At 55.5% G+C, this 16,350-nt stretch carries 15 protein-coding genes and 1 tRNA gene; 5 read left to right on the top strand and 11 right to left on the bottom strand.

Annotated elements, in window-relative coordinates; translation table 11 throughout:
- Positions 1 to 9: 9 nt before the first annotated feature.
- Positions 10 to 1,005 carry a quinone oxidoreductase family protein gene (locus tag ACR0MV_RS00470; RefSeq protein ID WP_480700587.1) on the bottom strand — a complete coding sequence of 332 codons (996 nt, stop codon included), beginning with the start codon at positions 1,003 to 1,005 and terminating at the stop codon, positions 10 to 12.
- Positions 1,006 to 1,100: 95 nt separating this feature from the next.
- Here ACR0MV_RS00470 and ACR0MV_RS00465 point away from each other — a divergent pair, with 95 nt between their 5' ends.
- On the top strand, positions 1,101 to 1,934 hold the full coding sequence (locus tag ACR0MV_RS00465; protein WP_170421773.1) for a LysR family transcriptional regulator: 834 nt from the start codon (positions 1,101 to 1,103) through the stop codon (positions 1,932 to 1,934).
- Positions 1,935 to 2,536: 602 nt separating this feature from the next.
- Here ACR0MV_RS00465 and ACR0MV_RS00460 read toward each other — a convergent pair.
- The 7 genes from ACR0MV_RS00460 to ACR0MV_RS00430 form a co-directional block, all read right to left on the bottom strand.
- Positions 2,537 to 2,881 (bottom strand): RidA family protein, encoded by a 345-nt coding sequence (locus ACR0MV_RS00460; protein WP_170421776.1) that lies wholly within the window; start codon positions 2,879 to 2,881, stop codon positions 2,537 to 2,539.
- Positions 2,882 to 2,918: 37 nt separating this feature from the next.
- Positions 2,919 to 3,890: a D-cysteine desulfhydrase family protein gene (locus ACR0MV_RS00455; RefSeq protein WP_480700585.1), complete on the bottom strand. Its 972-nt coding sequence runs from the start codon at positions 3,888 to 3,890 to the stop codon at positions 2,919 to 2,921.
- A gap of 61 nt (positions 3,891 to 3,951) precedes the next feature.
- Positions 3,952 to 4,680: a TSUP family transporter gene (locus ACR0MV_RS00450; RefSeq protein ID WP_480700583.1), complete on the bottom strand. Its 729-nt coding sequence runs from the start codon at positions 4,678 to 4,680 to the stop codon at positions 3,952 to 3,954.
- 37 nt (positions 4,681 to 4,717) lie between these two features.
- Complete coding sequence (locus ACR0MV_RS00445; RefSeq protein ID WP_480700581.1) at positions 4,718 to 5,458, bottom strand: aspartate/glutamate racemase family protein; 741 nt, start codon at positions 5,456 to 5,458, stop codon at positions 4,718 to 4,720.
- A 28-nt stretch (positions 5,459 to 5,486) separates the two neighbouring features.
- A complete protein-coding gene (locus ACR0MV_RS00440; RefSeq protein ID WP_480700579.1) occupies positions 5,487 to 6,725 on the bottom strand; it encodes an NAD(P)/FAD-dependent oxidoreductase in 1,239 nt (412 codons plus the stop codon).
- 4 nt (positions 6,726 to 6,729) lie between these two features.
- On the bottom strand, positions 6,730 to 8,943 hold the full coding sequence (locus tag ACR0MV_RS00435) for a TRAP transporter permease (protein ID WP_480700577.1): 2,214 nt from the start codon (positions 8,941 to 8,943) through the stop codon (positions 6,730 to 6,732).
- Positions 8,944 to 9,023: 80 nt separating this feature from the next.
- Positions 9,024 to 10,031, bottom strand: a complete 1,008-nt coding sequence (locus tag ACR0MV_RS00430; RefSeq protein ID WP_170421795.1) for a TAXI family TRAP transporter solute-binding subunit — start codon at positions 10,029 to 10,031, stop codon at positions 9,024 to 9,026.
- Positions 10,032 to 10,159: 128 nt separating this feature from the next.
- Here ACR0MV_RS00430 and ACR0MV_RS00425 point away from each other — a divergent pair, with 128 nt between their 5' ends.
- Positions 10,160 to 11,119, top strand: a complete 960-nt coding sequence (locus ACR0MV_RS00425) for a LysR family transcriptional regulator (protein ID WP_170421798.1) — start codon at positions 10,160 to 10,162, stop codon at positions 11,117 to 11,119.
- Positions 11,120 to 11,464: 345 nt separating this feature from the next.
- Here ACR0MV_RS00425 and ACR0MV_RS00420 read toward each other — a convergent pair whose 3' ends face one another.
- Positions 11,465 to 12,502: an adenylate/guanylate cyclase domain-containing protein gene (locus tag ACR0MV_RS00420; RefSeq protein ID WP_480700575.1), complete on the bottom strand. Its 1,038-nt coding sequence runs from the start codon at positions 12,500 to 12,502 to the stop codon at positions 11,465 to 11,467.
- Positions 12,503 to 12,801: 299 nt separating this feature from the next.
- Positions 12,802 to 12,888: transfer RNA gene (locus ACR0MV_RS00415), tRNA-Leu, on the bottom strand.
- A 142-nt stretch (positions 12,889 to 13,030) separates the two neighbouring features.
- Here ACR0MV_RS00415 and ACR0MV_RS00410 point away from each other — a divergent pair.
- Positions 13,031 to 13,690 carry a DsbA family oxidoreductase gene (locus ACR0MV_RS00410; RefSeq protein ID WP_480700573.1) on the top strand — a complete coding sequence of 220 codons (660 nt, stop codon included), beginning with the start codon at positions 13,031 to 13,033 and terminating at the stop codon, positions 13,688 to 13,690.
- A 39-nt stretch (positions 13,691 to 13,729) separates the two neighbouring features.
- Positions 13,730 to 14,386: a lipoyl(octanoyl) transferase LipB gene (gene lipB, locus ACR0MV_RS00405; protein ID WP_170421807.1), complete on the top strand. Its 657-nt coding sequence runs from the start codon at positions 13,730 to 13,732 to the stop codon at positions 14,384 to 14,386.
- Positions 14,387 to 14,692: 306 nt separating this feature from the next.
- Here the strand turns inward: lipB and ACR0MV_RS00400 are convergent, their stop codons facing one another.
- Complete coding sequence (locus tag ACR0MV_RS00400; protein WP_480700571.1) at positions 14,693 to 15,634, bottom strand: cation diffusion facilitator family transporter; 942 nt, start codon at positions 15,632 to 15,634, stop codon at positions 14,693 to 14,695.
- 281 nt (positions 15,635 to 15,915) lie between these two features.
- Between ACR0MV_RS00400 and ACR0MV_RS00395 the strand changes: the two genes are divergently transcribed.
- A complete protein-coding gene (locus ACR0MV_RS00395; protein WP_480700569.1) occupies positions 15,916 to 16,341 on the top strand; it encodes a MerR family transcriptional regulator in 426 nt (141 codons plus the stop codon).
- Positions 16,342 to 16,350 lie beyond the last annotated feature (9 nt).

The raw sequence follows: 16,350 nt of genomic DNA, 5'->3' as shown, positions 1-16,350 counted from the left end.
GCCGCGGAATTAGTCCACTGCAAGGATCAGTTTTCCTGTTGTTTCACCTGCTTCGAGGCTGCGATGCGCCTCGGCGGCCCGGGACAAGGGCAGTGTTTTGATCTGCGGCTTCAGGATGCCTTGGCTCAGCAGGTCGAAGGCTTTGTTCAAATCAGCGTGGTATTCGACGGGATAGTTGCCGGAATAGGTGTAGATGTCGCTGACGCGGATGGCGACGGATTTGCCAAAATGCCGCGACAGATCTTCCTGGAATGTCCCCATCGGCGGGCCTGCCAGGAACCCGAAAACGACCACAGTGCCAAGCGGGGCCAGCACCTCGAGATCGTTGTTCACTGTTTCACCCGATATCGGGTTCAGAGACAGGTCCACACCACGTCCGTCGGTGAATTCTTTGACGCGCGTGGCCACATCTTCGTTGCGGTAGTCGATCACGTGGTCTGCACCCTGCGCTTTTGCAAACTCCAGTTTGTTGCTGCTGGCGGATGCGATCACTGTCATGCCCAAATGCTTGGCGATCTGGATTGCCATGGACCCGACACCGCCAGCGGCCGCGTGGATCAGAACTGTTTTGCCCGCCGCAGCGCCGCCAAGATTGACCAGCATGTGCCAGGCCGTCACGGCGTTAACCGGGATCGATGCTGCCAAAGCAAAGTCGATGTCTTTGCCAATTTTGGTCACGTAACGCTTTTCCAGAACCGAATGCGTTCCGTAGCCATTGCTGCCGACAGGACCCGTCCAGGCGACATGATCACCTGCTGCGATGTCTTCGATACCTTCGCCCACCGCTTCAACGACACCGGCACCTTCAACACCGGGAATATGCGGAAGATCAGGCATCATACCTTCGGGCATCTCACCACGACGAATAATCGTGTCGATAAAGTTCACCGCGGCGGCATGGTTGCGGATCAGGATTTCTCCGGCCTTGGGGGACCGTGGCGTTTGTTCCTGAGTTTGCAGGACACTCGGATTGCCGATTTCCGGGATAACAATGGAATGGGACATGTGATTTCTCCGATTTTCTGTTGGCAACAGAGTAGTCCTTGCCTCTGGGTATGATAATATCGAAAAAAGGAAATTACATTTCTACAGGCAGGATAATGATCTATAACGACATCGTACTGTTCACGACTGTGGCCCGGCATCTGAACTTTTCCAAAGCCGCCGAGCAGCTGGACATTCCGCTGTCTCGTGTCAGCAGACGGGTGGCAGAGCTGGAAGAACAGTTAGGGGTAAAGCTGTTTGAGCGCACCACACGTCAAGTCCGTTTAACCGAAGAGGGCCGCCATTTGCTGGACAGGGTTCAGGATCCTGTTGAAGCGCTTCAGAACGTTGCGGGTTTTGCAGCGGACGCCCCCGGGCAGATCATCCGGCTAACTGCGCCTCCGATGGCTGTGCAAGATCGGATCGGATCCCGTCTGTTGGATTTTGTTGAACTAAACCCAGACATTCGCTTGGACGTTACCGCGACAAACTATTTTCTGGATTTTTTCCGCGACAATATCGACTTGGCCTTTCGTGTCGGTCCACTAAAGGATTCCAACCTCGTCGCGCGAAAGCTGTGGAAGCTAAAATACAATTTCTGTGCCGGAGAGGCCTTTGTGGAGCGACACAAGATATCCGGCCCATTGACACTGGACCGCCTCCTGGACCTCCCCTCCCTCGTTTCCCGACAAAGCTGGCTGCTTGAAAGTGGCACCGTGAAGTCAAGGAATGTCGTTCACGAGTTCGACACACTGGACCTGCTGGCGGATGCCGCAAATAGAAACATGGGAATTACCCTGTTGCCTCAGGAAATGATTGGCGACGGGCTATGCAAAATATCACTGGTTGATGCGGCTCCGGCGAACCGGGATATGTGCGCCGTGTACCCAAGCAAACGTTTGTTACCGGCGCGCATTCGAAAACTCATTGAGTTCATGGCTGCAGAATGATCCACGAGCAGGGCAAATTTGGATCTCCGGTTAAAGATAGAAATTCCTGTAATCTGCGCGCGCAAAATATTCATGCAGTTCGTGATCTATCAAAAATCTCGGATTGCTTTCTTCTTGCTTAGCTCGCTGACCCTGTTGTTCAAAGCTGACATTGGTGCGCACTGCAGCGCCAAGCAGTATGGGGTCTCTCTCGCCATTCTCAGCGGTCGAATCTAGCGGGCCGAATAAGCCCATTTCCGACCTTACCTATCCATTTGAGCACCGCGAACGCGTTCGGCAGATCCCGGCCGAACGCGGTTTTTTGAAAACGCTGCTCGAGTGTTGTTTAGCCAATAACCTATGTATCGCGTTCTCGGCGCACGTCCCGGCTGCGCTGCAATGTTGAGAATGAACAATTGACCGTCAGAGGCATTTTCTGATCAACCACTATACGTCTCCCCTCCCCGCTGCCTTCTCGTTTCGAAGACCGCAGCAATTTGTTTGGAAAAAACGTAACCTTTCAAAGTGGCGAGACGATACGCACCATTTCGATTTGATCCGATGATATCTCGGGTAACTCTCACAACGCTTCATTAGTCTTGTTCGTTTCCCCGGATAGCGATTTAGTCACAGGCTGCCGTTACAATCATTTCTACCTTCAAAACACTGCGGGCAAGCTTGGACTCTCCGCAGGCACGGGCCGGGGCGTGGCCTTCGGGCACCCAGGCGTCCCAAACGGCGTTCATCTCGGCAAAGTCTGTCATGTCAGCCAGCCAGATTTCGCATTTCAGGATGCGAGTCTTGTCGCTCCCGGCTTTGGCCAACAGATCTTCAACCTTTGCCAGGATATCGCGTGTTTGTTCGGTAACAGTAGGCGCGTCGGATGTTTGGCCACACAGGTAGGCAACGCCGTTGTGCTTGACGATACGGCTCATACGCTGGCCGGTTTCGATCCGGGTGATGGTCATGTTTTTGTCATCCCATTTAGTGAATTGAAGGGTGGGTTTACGTCAGGTCGTCGACCAACTCGTTTTGGTAGCCAAAGAGTGCAGGCAACCCACCCGTGTGAAGCATCACAACTTTCTGACCGGGTTGAATTTCTCCTGTACTCACCAGATGCAACAACCCCGCGAAGGTTTTCGCGGTGTATACGGGATCAAGGAATATTCCTTCGGTGCGCGCCATCTTTTCCAAGGCCGCTCGGGTCATTCCACTTACCTTGCCGTAACCGGGGGCGAGCGCGTCATCCAGAACATTGATCCTGTCTCGCAAAGGCGCTGCGTCGATGCCCAGCAAATCCGCTACTTTCTGCAGGACAGTATCCATTCGGGCCTTTTGCTTTTCGCTATCCCGACGCACGCAGACGCCGTACACAGAAGAGCTGTTCTCTGCCAGCGCTAGCCCGGTCAACAAGCCTCCATGCGTTGCGCCGCTGCCTGAGGGAACGACGACCGCATCGAAATCCGGCATCTGCTGGCACAACTCCTGACCGGCGAAAACATAGCCCAAGGCCCCCAGGGGTGGATGGTTCAATCCCAGATGAATGACATAAGGTGTGCGCCCTTCAGCCTTTAGCTCGTCGGCGCGTGCGTGCAACGCGGCGTCAGCCCCGGCTTCGTCCTCGCCTTCGGGATAACTCATGTGTTCGGCGCCCAAAATCTTTGCCAGCATCACGTTCCCTGAGCTGTAATACTCCTGGCCCATTTCTGGCACACGTTCCTCCAGTTGCAGCACCGATTGCATACCCAACTTGGCAGAAGCGGCTGCAGCAGATCGAACAAAGTTGGACTGAACTGCGCCGGTGATCAGTATGGTATCAGCACCTTGTTGAAGAGCATCGCCAAAGTAGAACTCAAGCTGCCGCGTTTTGTTACCACCGAACCCAAGCCCGGTCAGGTCATCGCGTTTCAGCCAGAGGTCGATGCCCAATTCCGAAGACAATCTGTCCAACCGCTCTAGTGGGGTTGGACCTGACATGAATTGGGCTCGAGGAAATCCGTCCAGTTTATTGTCTTGTGTCATCCTCTGCCCTTCGAGTTTATGCAGTCGCAAATGCGCGATGAAAGAGAACGCCGCAGGCTATCAGAGAAACCACGCGGATGGCAGTTGTGACCAAGGTCTGCGGTAAATGGGGACCAACTGCACGACCCAACAGGCTGCCGATCAGTGTGAGCGCTACAAAGCCCCATACCTGCGGGCTATAGGCAAAAGCCTGTGTGTCGGACAGGCTGTGCAACAGGAATGCGACGCCGTACGCCACAAGCGCAATGGGTTGAACCAACTTGGCAACCTCTTTGGCTGGGCGACCTTTTGCAATCAAGCCAAAAACCATTAGCGGGCCGGGCGTCGCGGCCCAAACAGTCGCCAGCCCGGATAAGCCGGAAACGGTCGAAAACCCTGCTGTTCCAATTGAGCGGCGCAAGGGTAGCAAGGTTGTCACTAGCCCGATCAGCAACAGACTGGCCGTCAAGGCAAGGACAAACGCCTCGCTCAGCCAGGGGTAAACGGCAAGGCCCGCGACCACTCCGGTGAGGCATCCTATAATTGCCGTGCGAATGGTCTGTCGGTCGGTCTTCAGCACCTGCCGGTCTGTCGCGACCGCTGAAACGATGGTATTCAACAGCAGCAGAATTGGAACAGCCGTTGAAGTCCCAAGCAGTATCATCATCGGCGGACCCGCAAGGATGCTAAACCCGATGCCGACGCCGACTTGCAGCATAGCACCAAGGCCTATGGCGACCATCAGGATAGCAAGGTCAACGGACACTAAGCTCCCCCATGCCCCATGTGAAACTGCCGAAACCTTATGTCCAAGGCATGATCCCGGCATAGGTTTCGCGCGTCGCTACGGTATGCGCCATTTGCGCCAGCGTCGTCAAATCGAAGACTGGAAGTTGCAGTTCTTGCTGAAGTCGCGCGGCATATGGCGGCAAGTCGGTGCACTCCAATACCAACGACCGTATCTCCGGTGATTTTTCTCTCAGTCGCCGAGCAGCCTCGAGCACTTCAGCCTCGATCAAATCTGTGTCCATGCGGGTTCGCGTATTCCGTAAGATCACTTCGGCGAATTCGCTGGTGTACTCCAACCCTTGAACAGCGACGGGAATACCACCTGCTCCGACACCTTCGAAATGCTTCAGTGTCAGGGCAGATGCATCTGCGGTCAGCACGCCCACAGGCGCATTTGCCCCTGTCATGTGAAAAGCCAGAGGAACCTGTATCAAGCTGGAAGCAAAGACGGGTACGGAAACAGCCGCCGCCAGTTCCTTTTGAAACAAAGCCAGAAATCCGCAGCTTCCCGTGATGGCCCGAACGCCCTCGGCCTCTAGCCGTTGCGCGCCTTTGACAAAGGGGGCCAGCAGCTCGGGCGTTGGGTTGTTTAGCAGGGTCGGAACAGTGATGCCGTCGATCATTTCGTAAAGAACGGGAAACGGAAGGCTGGACGGATTCTTGATGTGCCCCGGCGGTTTGGGGAAATAGCTTTCAAGACATAGAACCCCGATTGAAGCCCCGCAGATGTTCTGACCGCCTTCGTATATTGGCATGGTGCTAAGGTCCTTTTGAACTGGAGATCTAGAATCTGGCCGGCGAGAATGGGGCCAGATTGATATTTGGGCTGCGGTCCGTCACGAGATCCGCCACAAGCTCACCAGTCTTTGGCGCCATCATGAGCCCGTAGTGAGAATGCCCGAAGGCGGCGAAAAGCCCGTCTTTGCCATTGAGTGCCCCAATCGCAGGCAGGCTGTCGGGAAACGAGGGTCGTCGACCCATCCAGAATTGTGCCTCATTCGTATTCAGGTCTGGCACCAAAGACTTGGCCTGATCGGTCAGAATCTTTTCTTTTCGCGGGTCGGCTGGGGCATCAACGCTTCCGAATTCGGCCGTTCCGGCAACCCTCAGACCACCCTGCATCGAACTTGCGACGACTTTTGCATCCACATCCATGACAGAGTTGTTCAAGACAGCGGAAGGGTTTGGGAACTCAACATGATAGCCCCGCTCGGCCACCAGCGGCACGGGCAGTCCAAGGGGTTTGAGAAGATCGGCGGACCACACTCCGGCCGCGAGGACAATATTACTCGCGTGCAACGTGTCTTGCGGTGTCGCAAGCTGCCAATTGTCACCCCCGGCGTAGCTCAGTTTGGTGACTTCGGCCCGCACAAACTCGGCACCTTGCGCGCGTGCTTTTTCGGCCAGAACAGCGCCCAAACGCCCAGGAGAAGTTGCGCGCGCCTGACCTTTGATAACGATCGCCGCCTTGAACTCCTCGGACAATGCAGGTTCCATGTGCCGTAGTTCAGCGCCATCGACACGCTCCAGATCACCGCCTTTTTCCCGGCGGATCAGGTAACCCAGCCCATCCAGATTGGCGTCGTCCGGGTTGCGGAACGCGTGAATATAGTAACTGTCAATGATCAGGCTCTCGTGCCCAGTGCCTTGCAGATGCCGACGGTACAAATCGATAGATGGGCGACACAAGATCTCCATCGCATCCGAAACTTCGCGAACCGTCTTTTCGCCCGACATTCCCAGAAAGCGCAGCCCCCAAGGGATCATCTTCGGCCAGAAGGACGCCCGAACCGACAGCGCGCTTTTGGGGTCCAGCAGCATCTGGGGCAGCTTTTTCCAAATGCCCGGAACGGCCTGCGGAATGATCGACCAGGGCGACACAACCCCTGCATTGCCGAACGAGGTTTCCTGTCCCGGGTCGCTCCGGTCGATTAGACGGACAGGTATGCCCCGTTCTTGAAGCGACAGCGCGCAACAGATACCGACGATCCCTGCGCCGATGATGGTTACTTGCTCTGTCATCGCATCAGGCCGGGGAATGGCTGCGATTGCGCGCGATCAGTTGGGTGACAATGACCGGCGATGCGACAGCAAGCGCTATCAGGTCAGCCGTCAGGCTGGGCGCAACAAAGATTACCCCAGCGATAACCATCAGGATACGCGACACCAAGTTTAGCGGCTTTAGCCAGTATCCGACCACGGCTGCAGACAGAGCGATGACCCCGGCGATACAGCTGGTCGCCGTGTAGGTGAACTCCCACAGGTTGAACCCGGTTGAGGACACGAACAGAAGGACCGGAGCGTACACGAAGGCCATTGGCGCGATCACCTTGCCTAAGCCAAGGGTAAAGGCGGACAACCCTGTTCGGAATGGGTTGGAGTTCGCAATGGCCGCTGCCGCATAGGCCGAAGTACAGACCGGCGGTGTGATCTCGGACACCACTCCGTAGTACAGCACGAACAGGTGGCTGGCGATCGGCGGGACACCCAGCTGCGCCAGCGCTGGCTGCGCGACAGAGACCAGCATGATATAAAGCGCGGTGGTCGGGATGCCTGCGCCCATCAGGATGCAAACGATGGCAATGAAGACCAGCGAGATGAACAGTTGCAGATCTTCCATCGCGAACAACTGCCAGCTGCCGAAAGAGATCATGTTATACAAGTCCGCCGCCAGATTGCCCGCGCCTTGCGTCACCATAAAACCGATGCGGAAACCGATACCGGTTGTGTTGATAACACCGACGACGATGCCCACAGCCGCCGCTGCTGCACCTACGGCCAGCGAGTATTTCACACCCAGCTCGACCGCTTGCAGCATCTCGGGCACTTCGATCCGCTTCTGCGGGTTCAGCGTCGCGATCACCGACAACCCGCACAGGATCGCCGTCATGGTCAGGTCGAAGCCGCCATCTGAGAATTTCCATAGCACGAAGGCCAAGAACGCCGCGGCATAGATCAGCGTGGGTGGCTGTTTGATCCGCGACATGCCCGCGATCACCGCAAGGGAGATGCCACAGAAGGCAGACATGAACGGCGTATATCCTGTAAACAGCACGACCAGCAGGCCGATCAGAGGCACGATGTTGGCCCAACCTTCGGCCCAGACGGCCTTGAGCTGCGGCAGTTGCTCTTTCGCCAAGCCTTGCAGGTTCAGCTTACGAGCCATCAGGTGCACAACGGCAAAGACGCCGACATAGTGCAGGATGGCCGGGAAGATCGCAGCAATCACGATGGTCGTGTAAGGCACCTCGAGGAATTCGGCCATGATGAAGGCGGCTGCACCCATGATCGGCGGCGTGATCTGCCCTCCGGCCGAGGATGCGGCCTCGACCCCGCCCGCAAAATGGCCGGGGTATCCAAGGCGCTTCATGTTGGGAATTGTCAGCGCGCCTGTCGAAACGGTGTTAGCCACTGAAGAGCCCGAGATCGTGCCGAAGAACGCCGAGGATACCACCGACACTTTTGCCGGCCCGCCGGTATAGCGGCCCGCCAAAATCGTGGCGTTATCGATAAAAAGCTGTCCCAACCCCGTGCGCTGCGCGATCACGCCGAACAGGACGAAATGGAACACAATGGTAGAAACAACCCAAAGGGTGACGCCATAGATGCCTTCCTGCGGGAAATACATCGACGACACGAAGGTCTTGAAGTTCACGCCGGGATGCTGCAGCAAGCCGGGGAAATACGGGCCCAACAGGGCGTATGAGATAAACACACAGATGATCAGCGGCAGCACCCAACCCAACGTGCGGCGGGCAATGTCCAGCACCAGCAGGATGATGACGACGCCCAAAACCACGTCATAGGTGTTCGGGTTGCCCATTCGGAACGTCTGTTCCTCGATCCCCAGAAACGGAATGCCGCGCCACGCAACACCGACATACAGCGCTGCAACGATACCCAGCGCCATAAAGACCAAGTCGTATAGAGGGATGTTGCCGATACGGAACCGGCTGACCTTGAGCGCATAAAGATTTTTGGAACCGATAATCGGAATTGTCGCATAGACCAAAATGAACAACAGCGCCAGATAGATGCCCATATGCCAATGGTCGGCGGGCAGGCCAAAACCGGCCGTGAAGAATTCGTAGAACGCAAAGATCAGGGCAACAACGCGCAGCACCTTGCCTGCGGTGGGCGTGACCTGCCGGACGGCGGCACCTTCGTCGAACTGTTCTTCGATAGCGGCCAACTCCTCGGCCGTCAGTTCGTGGTCATCAAGTTTCTGGGTCTCGGACATGATGGCCCCCCGATTTCGCATAATTCCAGAGTGCGGTGCCCCGCGGAGGGGCACCGACGACAAGTGTCAGCAAGCTAAGATTACTGAAGCAAGCCGGCTTCTTTATAGAACTTCTCGGCACCCGGGTGCAGCGGCACACCCAAAGCTTCGACACCGTCCAAAGCGGTTTCAGCCGTGATCTGCTTGCCCTTGGCGTGGCCATTGTCCAGCAGCTTGCGGGTGTTGTCGTTCCACAGCGCCTTGGTCAGGCCGTAGACCAGCTCGTCAGACAGTTCCGACGACACAACCAGCATCGCGCTGACTGCAGGGGTCTTGGTTTCACCATCGATGCCTTCATAAACACCGCCGGGAATGGTCGAGGGGATATAGGCCGGGATGATCTCGTTGATCTTGGCCATATCCTCGTCGGTGAAGGAATGCAGGTTCATGCCCTTGGTTGACGACAGCTGCACCATCGCCGCAACTGGCCAGCCTGCGGCGTAGAAATAGGCGTCAAGCTGACCGTCGGCCAAACGCTCGGCGCTCTGGCTGTTGTTCAGCTCGGCTTCGTCCATGTTGTCGCGATTGACGCCCCAGGCGTCCAGCATCTGCAAAACGGCGACCTGTGTGCCGGAACCAGCCTGCGCGATACCGACGCGCTTGCCTTCCAGATCGCTCAGGTCGTTAATCGTCTGACCGGCTGGCAGCACCAGATGCAGGTCTTCGGGGAACAGGTTTGCCACGATGCGAAGGTTGGGATGAGGCTTCCCTTCGAACTTACCCTCACCCAGATACATCGAGCGGGTCACGTCAGCGGCGGCCAGACCGGCCTCAAGCTCGCCATTTTGAACGGCGGCGTTGTTGAACACGGACGCGGTGGTGGATTGCGCGATGGCGATCAGACCCGGAACGCCACACTGGCCACCCTCTTCGCAGGGGCGCGATCCCGGAGGGGCCGAGATTCCGTTTGCGATGGTACCGCCTATGGGGAAGTAGGTTCCACCAGCACCACCGGTGCCGATGCGGAAAAAAGTTGGATCTTGCGCCAACGCCGGAGCGGCAAGCGCGCCTGCCAAGGCAAGTCCGGTCAAACATTTCACAAATTTCATCATCATCTCCCTTGTTGGATGGTCGGATTCGGTTTGGCCGAATTTCGATCCTGCAAGCGTAATGGCAATTTTCATAAATACAAATTTGTTATATTTCACTAAACGAAGTTTTTCCTTATGTATTGACCATGAACCTTACGCAGCTGACCGTTTTTCGCGAGGTGATGGAGACAGGCTCTATCTCTCAGACCGCCAAGAAACTGAACCGCACACAGCCTGCGATCAGCCTGGCATTGAAGAACCTTGAAAAGACCCTTGGCCTGACCCTGTTCGAGCGTAAGGGACGGCGATTGGTCCCAGTGCCCGAAGCGCATTACCTGTTGGCCGAAACCACAGGTATTCTGGACCGCCTTGCGACGATTTCCAGCACAATGGAAGGGTTGATCAAAGGGCATACCGGCAGTCTGAATATCGCGACAATGCCGGGGCCGTCGGCCTTCTTGTTCCCGCGCTTCATCAGCCAATCGGTTGGCGAGAACCCCGAGATACACATCACTTTGTCAACGCGCAGCTCACCTCAGATTATGGAACTTGCCGGGACGCAGAATATTGATTTCGGCTTTGCTGATTTTGAACAATCAGCCGGAAAAGAGCCTCAATACTCGGCGGAACTGATACAGGCAGATTGTTTTTGCGCCGTTGATCGTGACAGCCCGCTTGCTTCGAGCAAGACCGTATCCATTTCCGATCTCGACGGGGTGCCCATCGGGGGATTGCATGCCACACACCCGTTCCAGCGTAAAATTCGGCAGGAGTTTCAGGATGTTGCCGCCAACCATAACCCAACGGTGACCTGCCAGTACTTTCTGCCCTTGATACCTTTTGTGAGTTCAGGTCAGTGCTATTCGATCGTGGATCCACTGACCGTTGCCACCGAACGCGCCCTGAACCTGTCCAATGGAAAGGTTGCGTTCCTACCATTCAAAAAGCCGCTCAGGTACGAATATGCAATCCTTGAGCCGAACCACCGACCACCGTCTCAATTGGCTTTGAAGATCAAAGCGGGCTGGAAAGCCGAAGTTTTGAAAATGTTGGAAGAGGTGAAATCCAATCCTAGCGTAGTGGGGATAGACGAAGCGAGTAACTAACAGGTCCAGGTCGCTTGGGCGTTACAAAACGATCCCGTTAAGAAGGGATTTCCGGTTTGGTTGGATCACAGTAGGTCAACGAATGTCGCCAGTGGGTCGACCGACACCCCGTGCAACGTCCGCTTCCGGCACCTTGCAGCATTGGCCAAAGTGGGCTCGCAGTCGACGTTTGCTACCCCTCATACGAGTGGCTTGAGGCAACCCCGCTGACCTTCGCGAGTGAAATTTGCAAATCCCTAGAAGCGCAACATTTCGCGTCAGGAATTGCTTAGCCGCGCCAGAACAGCCGGCAAGAGAACCAGTCGAACACGGCGTATTTGTCCTTTTGCACTGCTATCCTGACGCTCAACTTTGCCACTCTAGACGACACAGTACGTGGTGTCCGTGGAGACCTTTGAGCCGCCTTGGCTCTATGACCAAAAATGAAAAATCGGGGATTCCTTGAACCATAGTGCGAGTCACATCTGAAACGAGTATCTCACCTGCCCCTCCAATCATCGTAATGCGTGAAGCTTTGTTAACCACGGTACCGAAAAAATCTCCGCGAGATTGCACAACGTCGCCGGTATGAATTCCAATCCGAACACCGAAAACCGGCTCTTCGGGTGTTGACGCAACTGCCTTCTGAATTTTAACGGCGGCTGTAAGTGCTTCTTTGGCCGACGGAAAGACTGAAAGCGTTCCATCTCCTAAGGATTTCACAAACTGCCCATGATGTCGTTCAATTATAGACGTCAATAATTGGAAGTGGTTTTCAATCAATACCGACCAACGTTGATCTCCCAAAGTTTCGGCCAACGTTGTACTGCCCTCTACGTCGGTGAAAAGAACCGAAGCTAAACCTTCGGCTTGGATCAACTCTGGTCCCTCTTCACGTGCGGCATCGACCAGTTTTTGGATGGCCAGCTGTTCTTTACCCACAAGTTCAATATTCGGAGTGGGCACGGAAGCATGGCGATTGATGATCTTCCACGCCGCGCCCTCCAAAACAAAAATCAGGACTGTACGATAAAAGACTGGCTCGTCGAAGCCGACAAACTGGATCTTATGAACAAAGGATGACCATCCCGTTTCACCGTTTTCAAACGCCTCCGCCTCAATTTCTTCGAAAACGATAGGAGCCGGAATCTCCGCGAAAAAGCCGCTGACCCCATCGCGAACGGCTTGACCACGCCAAAACTCACCTTCGCCCGTGCCGATGAAACGCAATTCATCAGCTATCGACAGAAAGTCCCGCAATTCTTCGGTGTTTTTTTTGGTTCTGAGCACTTCATACCAACGCCTCGAAACTGCCAGCAGTTCAGGTGAGGAGCGTGTCATCGCAGACGTTTCGAGACGCTGCGCGGAAAGAAACTGAAGGGGTCCTGCATCCGTTGTCTCCATTCTTAGAAACATGCAGGTCAATGCTGCCGCTGGGATTTGGTCTGATCAAGGCTTTTGTATTTCTCCGGAACAGAGTGCACCAAGACGCGGAACAAAAGCACGAGTTCGTTCAAACCGAACTGGCCCACCGAACTTTGCACAGTCCGCTTTCCACCCATTGCAATCATTTGGAAAGCTAGCAGCTGCTATCGGTTTTTTTCGTTCCGTCTCAACCGGATAAACAAAGGCAGTCGACAGGCGGCCTGAATTCGGTGCAAAAAAGCTGAAATTGTCTGGGAGTTTTGCCAACTTCAGAAAGATGGTGCGGTCGAGAAGACTCGAACTTCCACGGGAGTTACCCCACAGCGACCTCAACGCTGCGCGTCTACCAATTCCGCCACGACCGCACTGCCAATGACTTGGTAAAGGGGCGTATAGACGGTGGCGTTCAGGATGTGAAGAGGCAAAAAACACGTCCGTTTGAATTCCCTTTCGCCGTTTATATCTGTACCACAGACCGAACCCGTCGCCACTTCCCGGAGCCCGATCATGTGCGCGCAAGATCCCCGTCCCGTCATTCAGATCGACATCGTCTCGGACGTTGTCTGCCCGTGGTGCATCGTGGGTTTTCGCCAGCTTGATCAGGCGTTGCGCGAAGAGAGTGTGCTTGCCCAACTCAGGTGGCATCCGTTCGAGCTGAACCCTGAAATGCCGCCCGAAAGGCAGAACCTGCGCGAGCACATCATGGAGAAGTATGGCTCGACCGCCGAGCAGAGCCAACAGGCGCGCGACCGCCTCACTCAGATCGGAGATGAGCTGGGATTTGTCTTCAACTTTGATGATGACAGTCGCATCGTGAATACCTTTGCTGCACATCAACTTTTGGATTGGGCAGAAACTCAGGGCCGCCAGCATCCTTTGAAGATGGCGTTGTTCGAGGCGTATTTTACGAACCAGCTCGATGTGTCGCAGACCGACGTTCTGCTGGATGCTGCCCAAGCGGCCGGGCTCGATCCAGACGCCGCCCGCACCGCATTGGCCTCGGGCGATCACGTGGCACCGGTACGTGAACGGCAGCGGTTTTGGTCCGGACACGGCATCTCTGGCGTTCCGTCGATGGTGTTCGGTGGCAAGTACCTGGTCACCGGTGCGCAAGGGTCAGAGACTTATGCCGAGATTATCCGTCGGTGCCTGGCCGAGGCCGCGTGACCTCTTTTCATCGCCCTGCCCTGACGGTAAGGAACCACCATGGAATGGAAGATCACTGACGGGCTGACAGACTATACCGACGCCGTGGCCTTTATGGAGGCACGCGTGGCCGCAATTGCGGCTGGCGAAGCCGATGAATGCGTCTGGTTGCTGGAGCATCCTCCGCTTTATACTGCCGGCACGTCCGCTCGGATCGAGGATTTGACCGATCCCGATCGCTTTCCGGTCTACGAGGCCAAGCGCGGGGGTGAGTACACATATCACGGCCCCGGTCAACGCGTTGCCTATGTGATGCTGGACCTCAACAAGCGCGGCAAGGACGTGCGCCGGTTTGTCAAACAGCTTGAGGAATGGGTGATCGCCGCCCTGGCCGAGTTCAATGTGCATGGCGAAATCCGCGAAGGTCGTGTGGGCGTCTGGGTCAAACGTAACGACAAGCCACTGACCGCGTCCGGCCAAACAGCCGAAGACAAAGTGGCCGCTATCGGCTTGCGCTTGCGCAAGTGGGTCAGCTTTCACGGCATCTCGATTAACGTGGAACCGGACCTCGAGCATTTTTCGGGCATCGTTCCCTGCGGCATCACCGAACATGGGGTGACCTCGCTGGTCGATCTGGGTTTGCCGGTGACTTTGGCCGATGTGGATGCCGCCTTACAAAAGACATTTTCCGAAGTTTTTGACCCTGTGGGCGCCTAAAACCCTACGGACGAATCGTTCCATGATTAACAGTACGTTAACAATCCCGACGCGACTCGCCGTTCTGTTTCCATAGCGCGCCAAAATTTCCCAACGGCTACGGCAGAACTGGGCAAAATTAAGGAAAAACTCACTCAAATAGATACATGGCGCTCGTTTGCGGTTAATATGATTTCACCGTTCTTAGAGTGAGTGGTGTGTTAACCGGTGATCTTGGGGGAACCCATGTAGTCGGAAAAAGTTTTTGTTAACGAGTCTGCCGTTCCGACCCCAAATCGGAGCGGCAATTCGTATCCAAAATCACTCTTAGCTTTCTCCATGCCCAAATCGAGATGACCCGACACAGGCGTGATCCTCCTGTTCAATCTCTAATGTGGCGTGCCCAATTCCAAACTGGTCACTCAGAGCCTGTCTGACGCAGGATCTGACCCCTTCCGCTTCGGACCATGCCGACGCTTCGATAACCAGATGCGCGGTCAGGGCAGTTTCGCGCTCCTGCATACTCCAAAGGTGGACATGATGAACTTGGGCAACGCCCGGGATGTCCTCAATGGCAGACGCGACTTCTTCGGGGTCAAGATCGGGCGGCGCGGCCAGCATCAAAACACGGATCGTTTCGCCGATCTCGCTTTTGACATGCCACAGGATGTAGACAGAAATCAGGATCGTGACGGCCGGGTCTACCCATGTCCAGTTGAACAGGATCACCGCGCTGCCAGCTACGATGACGGCAACGGATCCCAGGGCATCGGCCACGTTGTGTAGAAAGGCCGCCCGAATGTTCATGCTTTCCTTGGCCATGGTATAGGTCAGCGCAGCAGTGATGAGGTCCACGATCAAGGCCAGGGCTGCGATCCAGACGACAATCCAGCCGTTGATCGGCTCTGGCTCGAAAAACCGCATAACGCCTTCGTAGAACAGGTACACCGAAAGCACGATCAATGTTGTGTAGTTGACCAACGCGGCGACGACCTCGGCACGACCATAGCCAAAGCTCATTCGGGGATCTGCCGGCCGCCGGGCAATCTTGCGCGCAAAAAAGGCGATGACCAGCGCAATGGCGTCCGAGAAATTGTGCAGGGCATCCGCGATCAGCGCCAGCGACCCTGAGAAGATGCCCCCGATTACCTGCGCCAGTGTCAGGAACATATTGACGGCAATTGCCCAAACCACTCGAGCATCCCCAGTCTCGGGATCAATGTGAGTGTGCGCGTGGCTGTGCCCCTTGTGAGAATGATCATGTGCCATCGGTCGGCGTGTCCCTTGTTATGCCTGCACACCGCATGTAATTCCTCTAGTAACTAGAGGTTCAAGAGCTCCGTGGAAAAAACTGTTGTCACTAAAGCGATCCCTTCTGAACGGAATAGTGCCCAAGCTGATCTTCTCCGTCCCGTTGGTATTTTTTTCGCTCAGAAGCGAGAGATTTTGGGAAAGCCCGTGGATGCAGTTTTTTGTTATTGGTGTGCTGTTACTGACTTTTTTGGGTGAAGCATTAATTTGGTTCATCAAGAACAGAAAGCACTAGAGCAATGTATTCGATTGGAGATCTGTCGCGCCGAACACAGGTAAAGGTCCCGACCATCCGTTTTTACGAAGACAAATGCCTATTGCCCAAGCCTGAGCGTACGGCGGGCAATCAACGCCGGTACGACGAAGCTGCATTAAAGCGGCTGCTCTTTATTCGTCATTGCCGTGATTTGGGATTGCCACTGATCGATGTCGTGGGCTTGCTGTCCCTTGAGGGTGCGGCGGGCAGCGACCTAAACCGTGCGCACGAGATTGCTGAGAAGCAACTGGCCGACGTCCGGGACCGTATTGCGCGCCTGCAAAACCTTGAGGCTGAACTGACGCGAATTTCAGTGGCTTGCGACGGAAAGCACGATCATGTCTGCGCCGTGCTTCACGCGTTTGGAGATCATAGCGAGTGCATGGGCACGCACTCGCATAAGAAATAGACCCCGGTT

This window comes from Ruegeria sp. BC3, assembly GCF_056539265.1.
The sequence above is the reverse complement of the archived record's forward strand: the minus strand, read 5'-3'. Positions and strand labels throughout refer to the sequence as shown.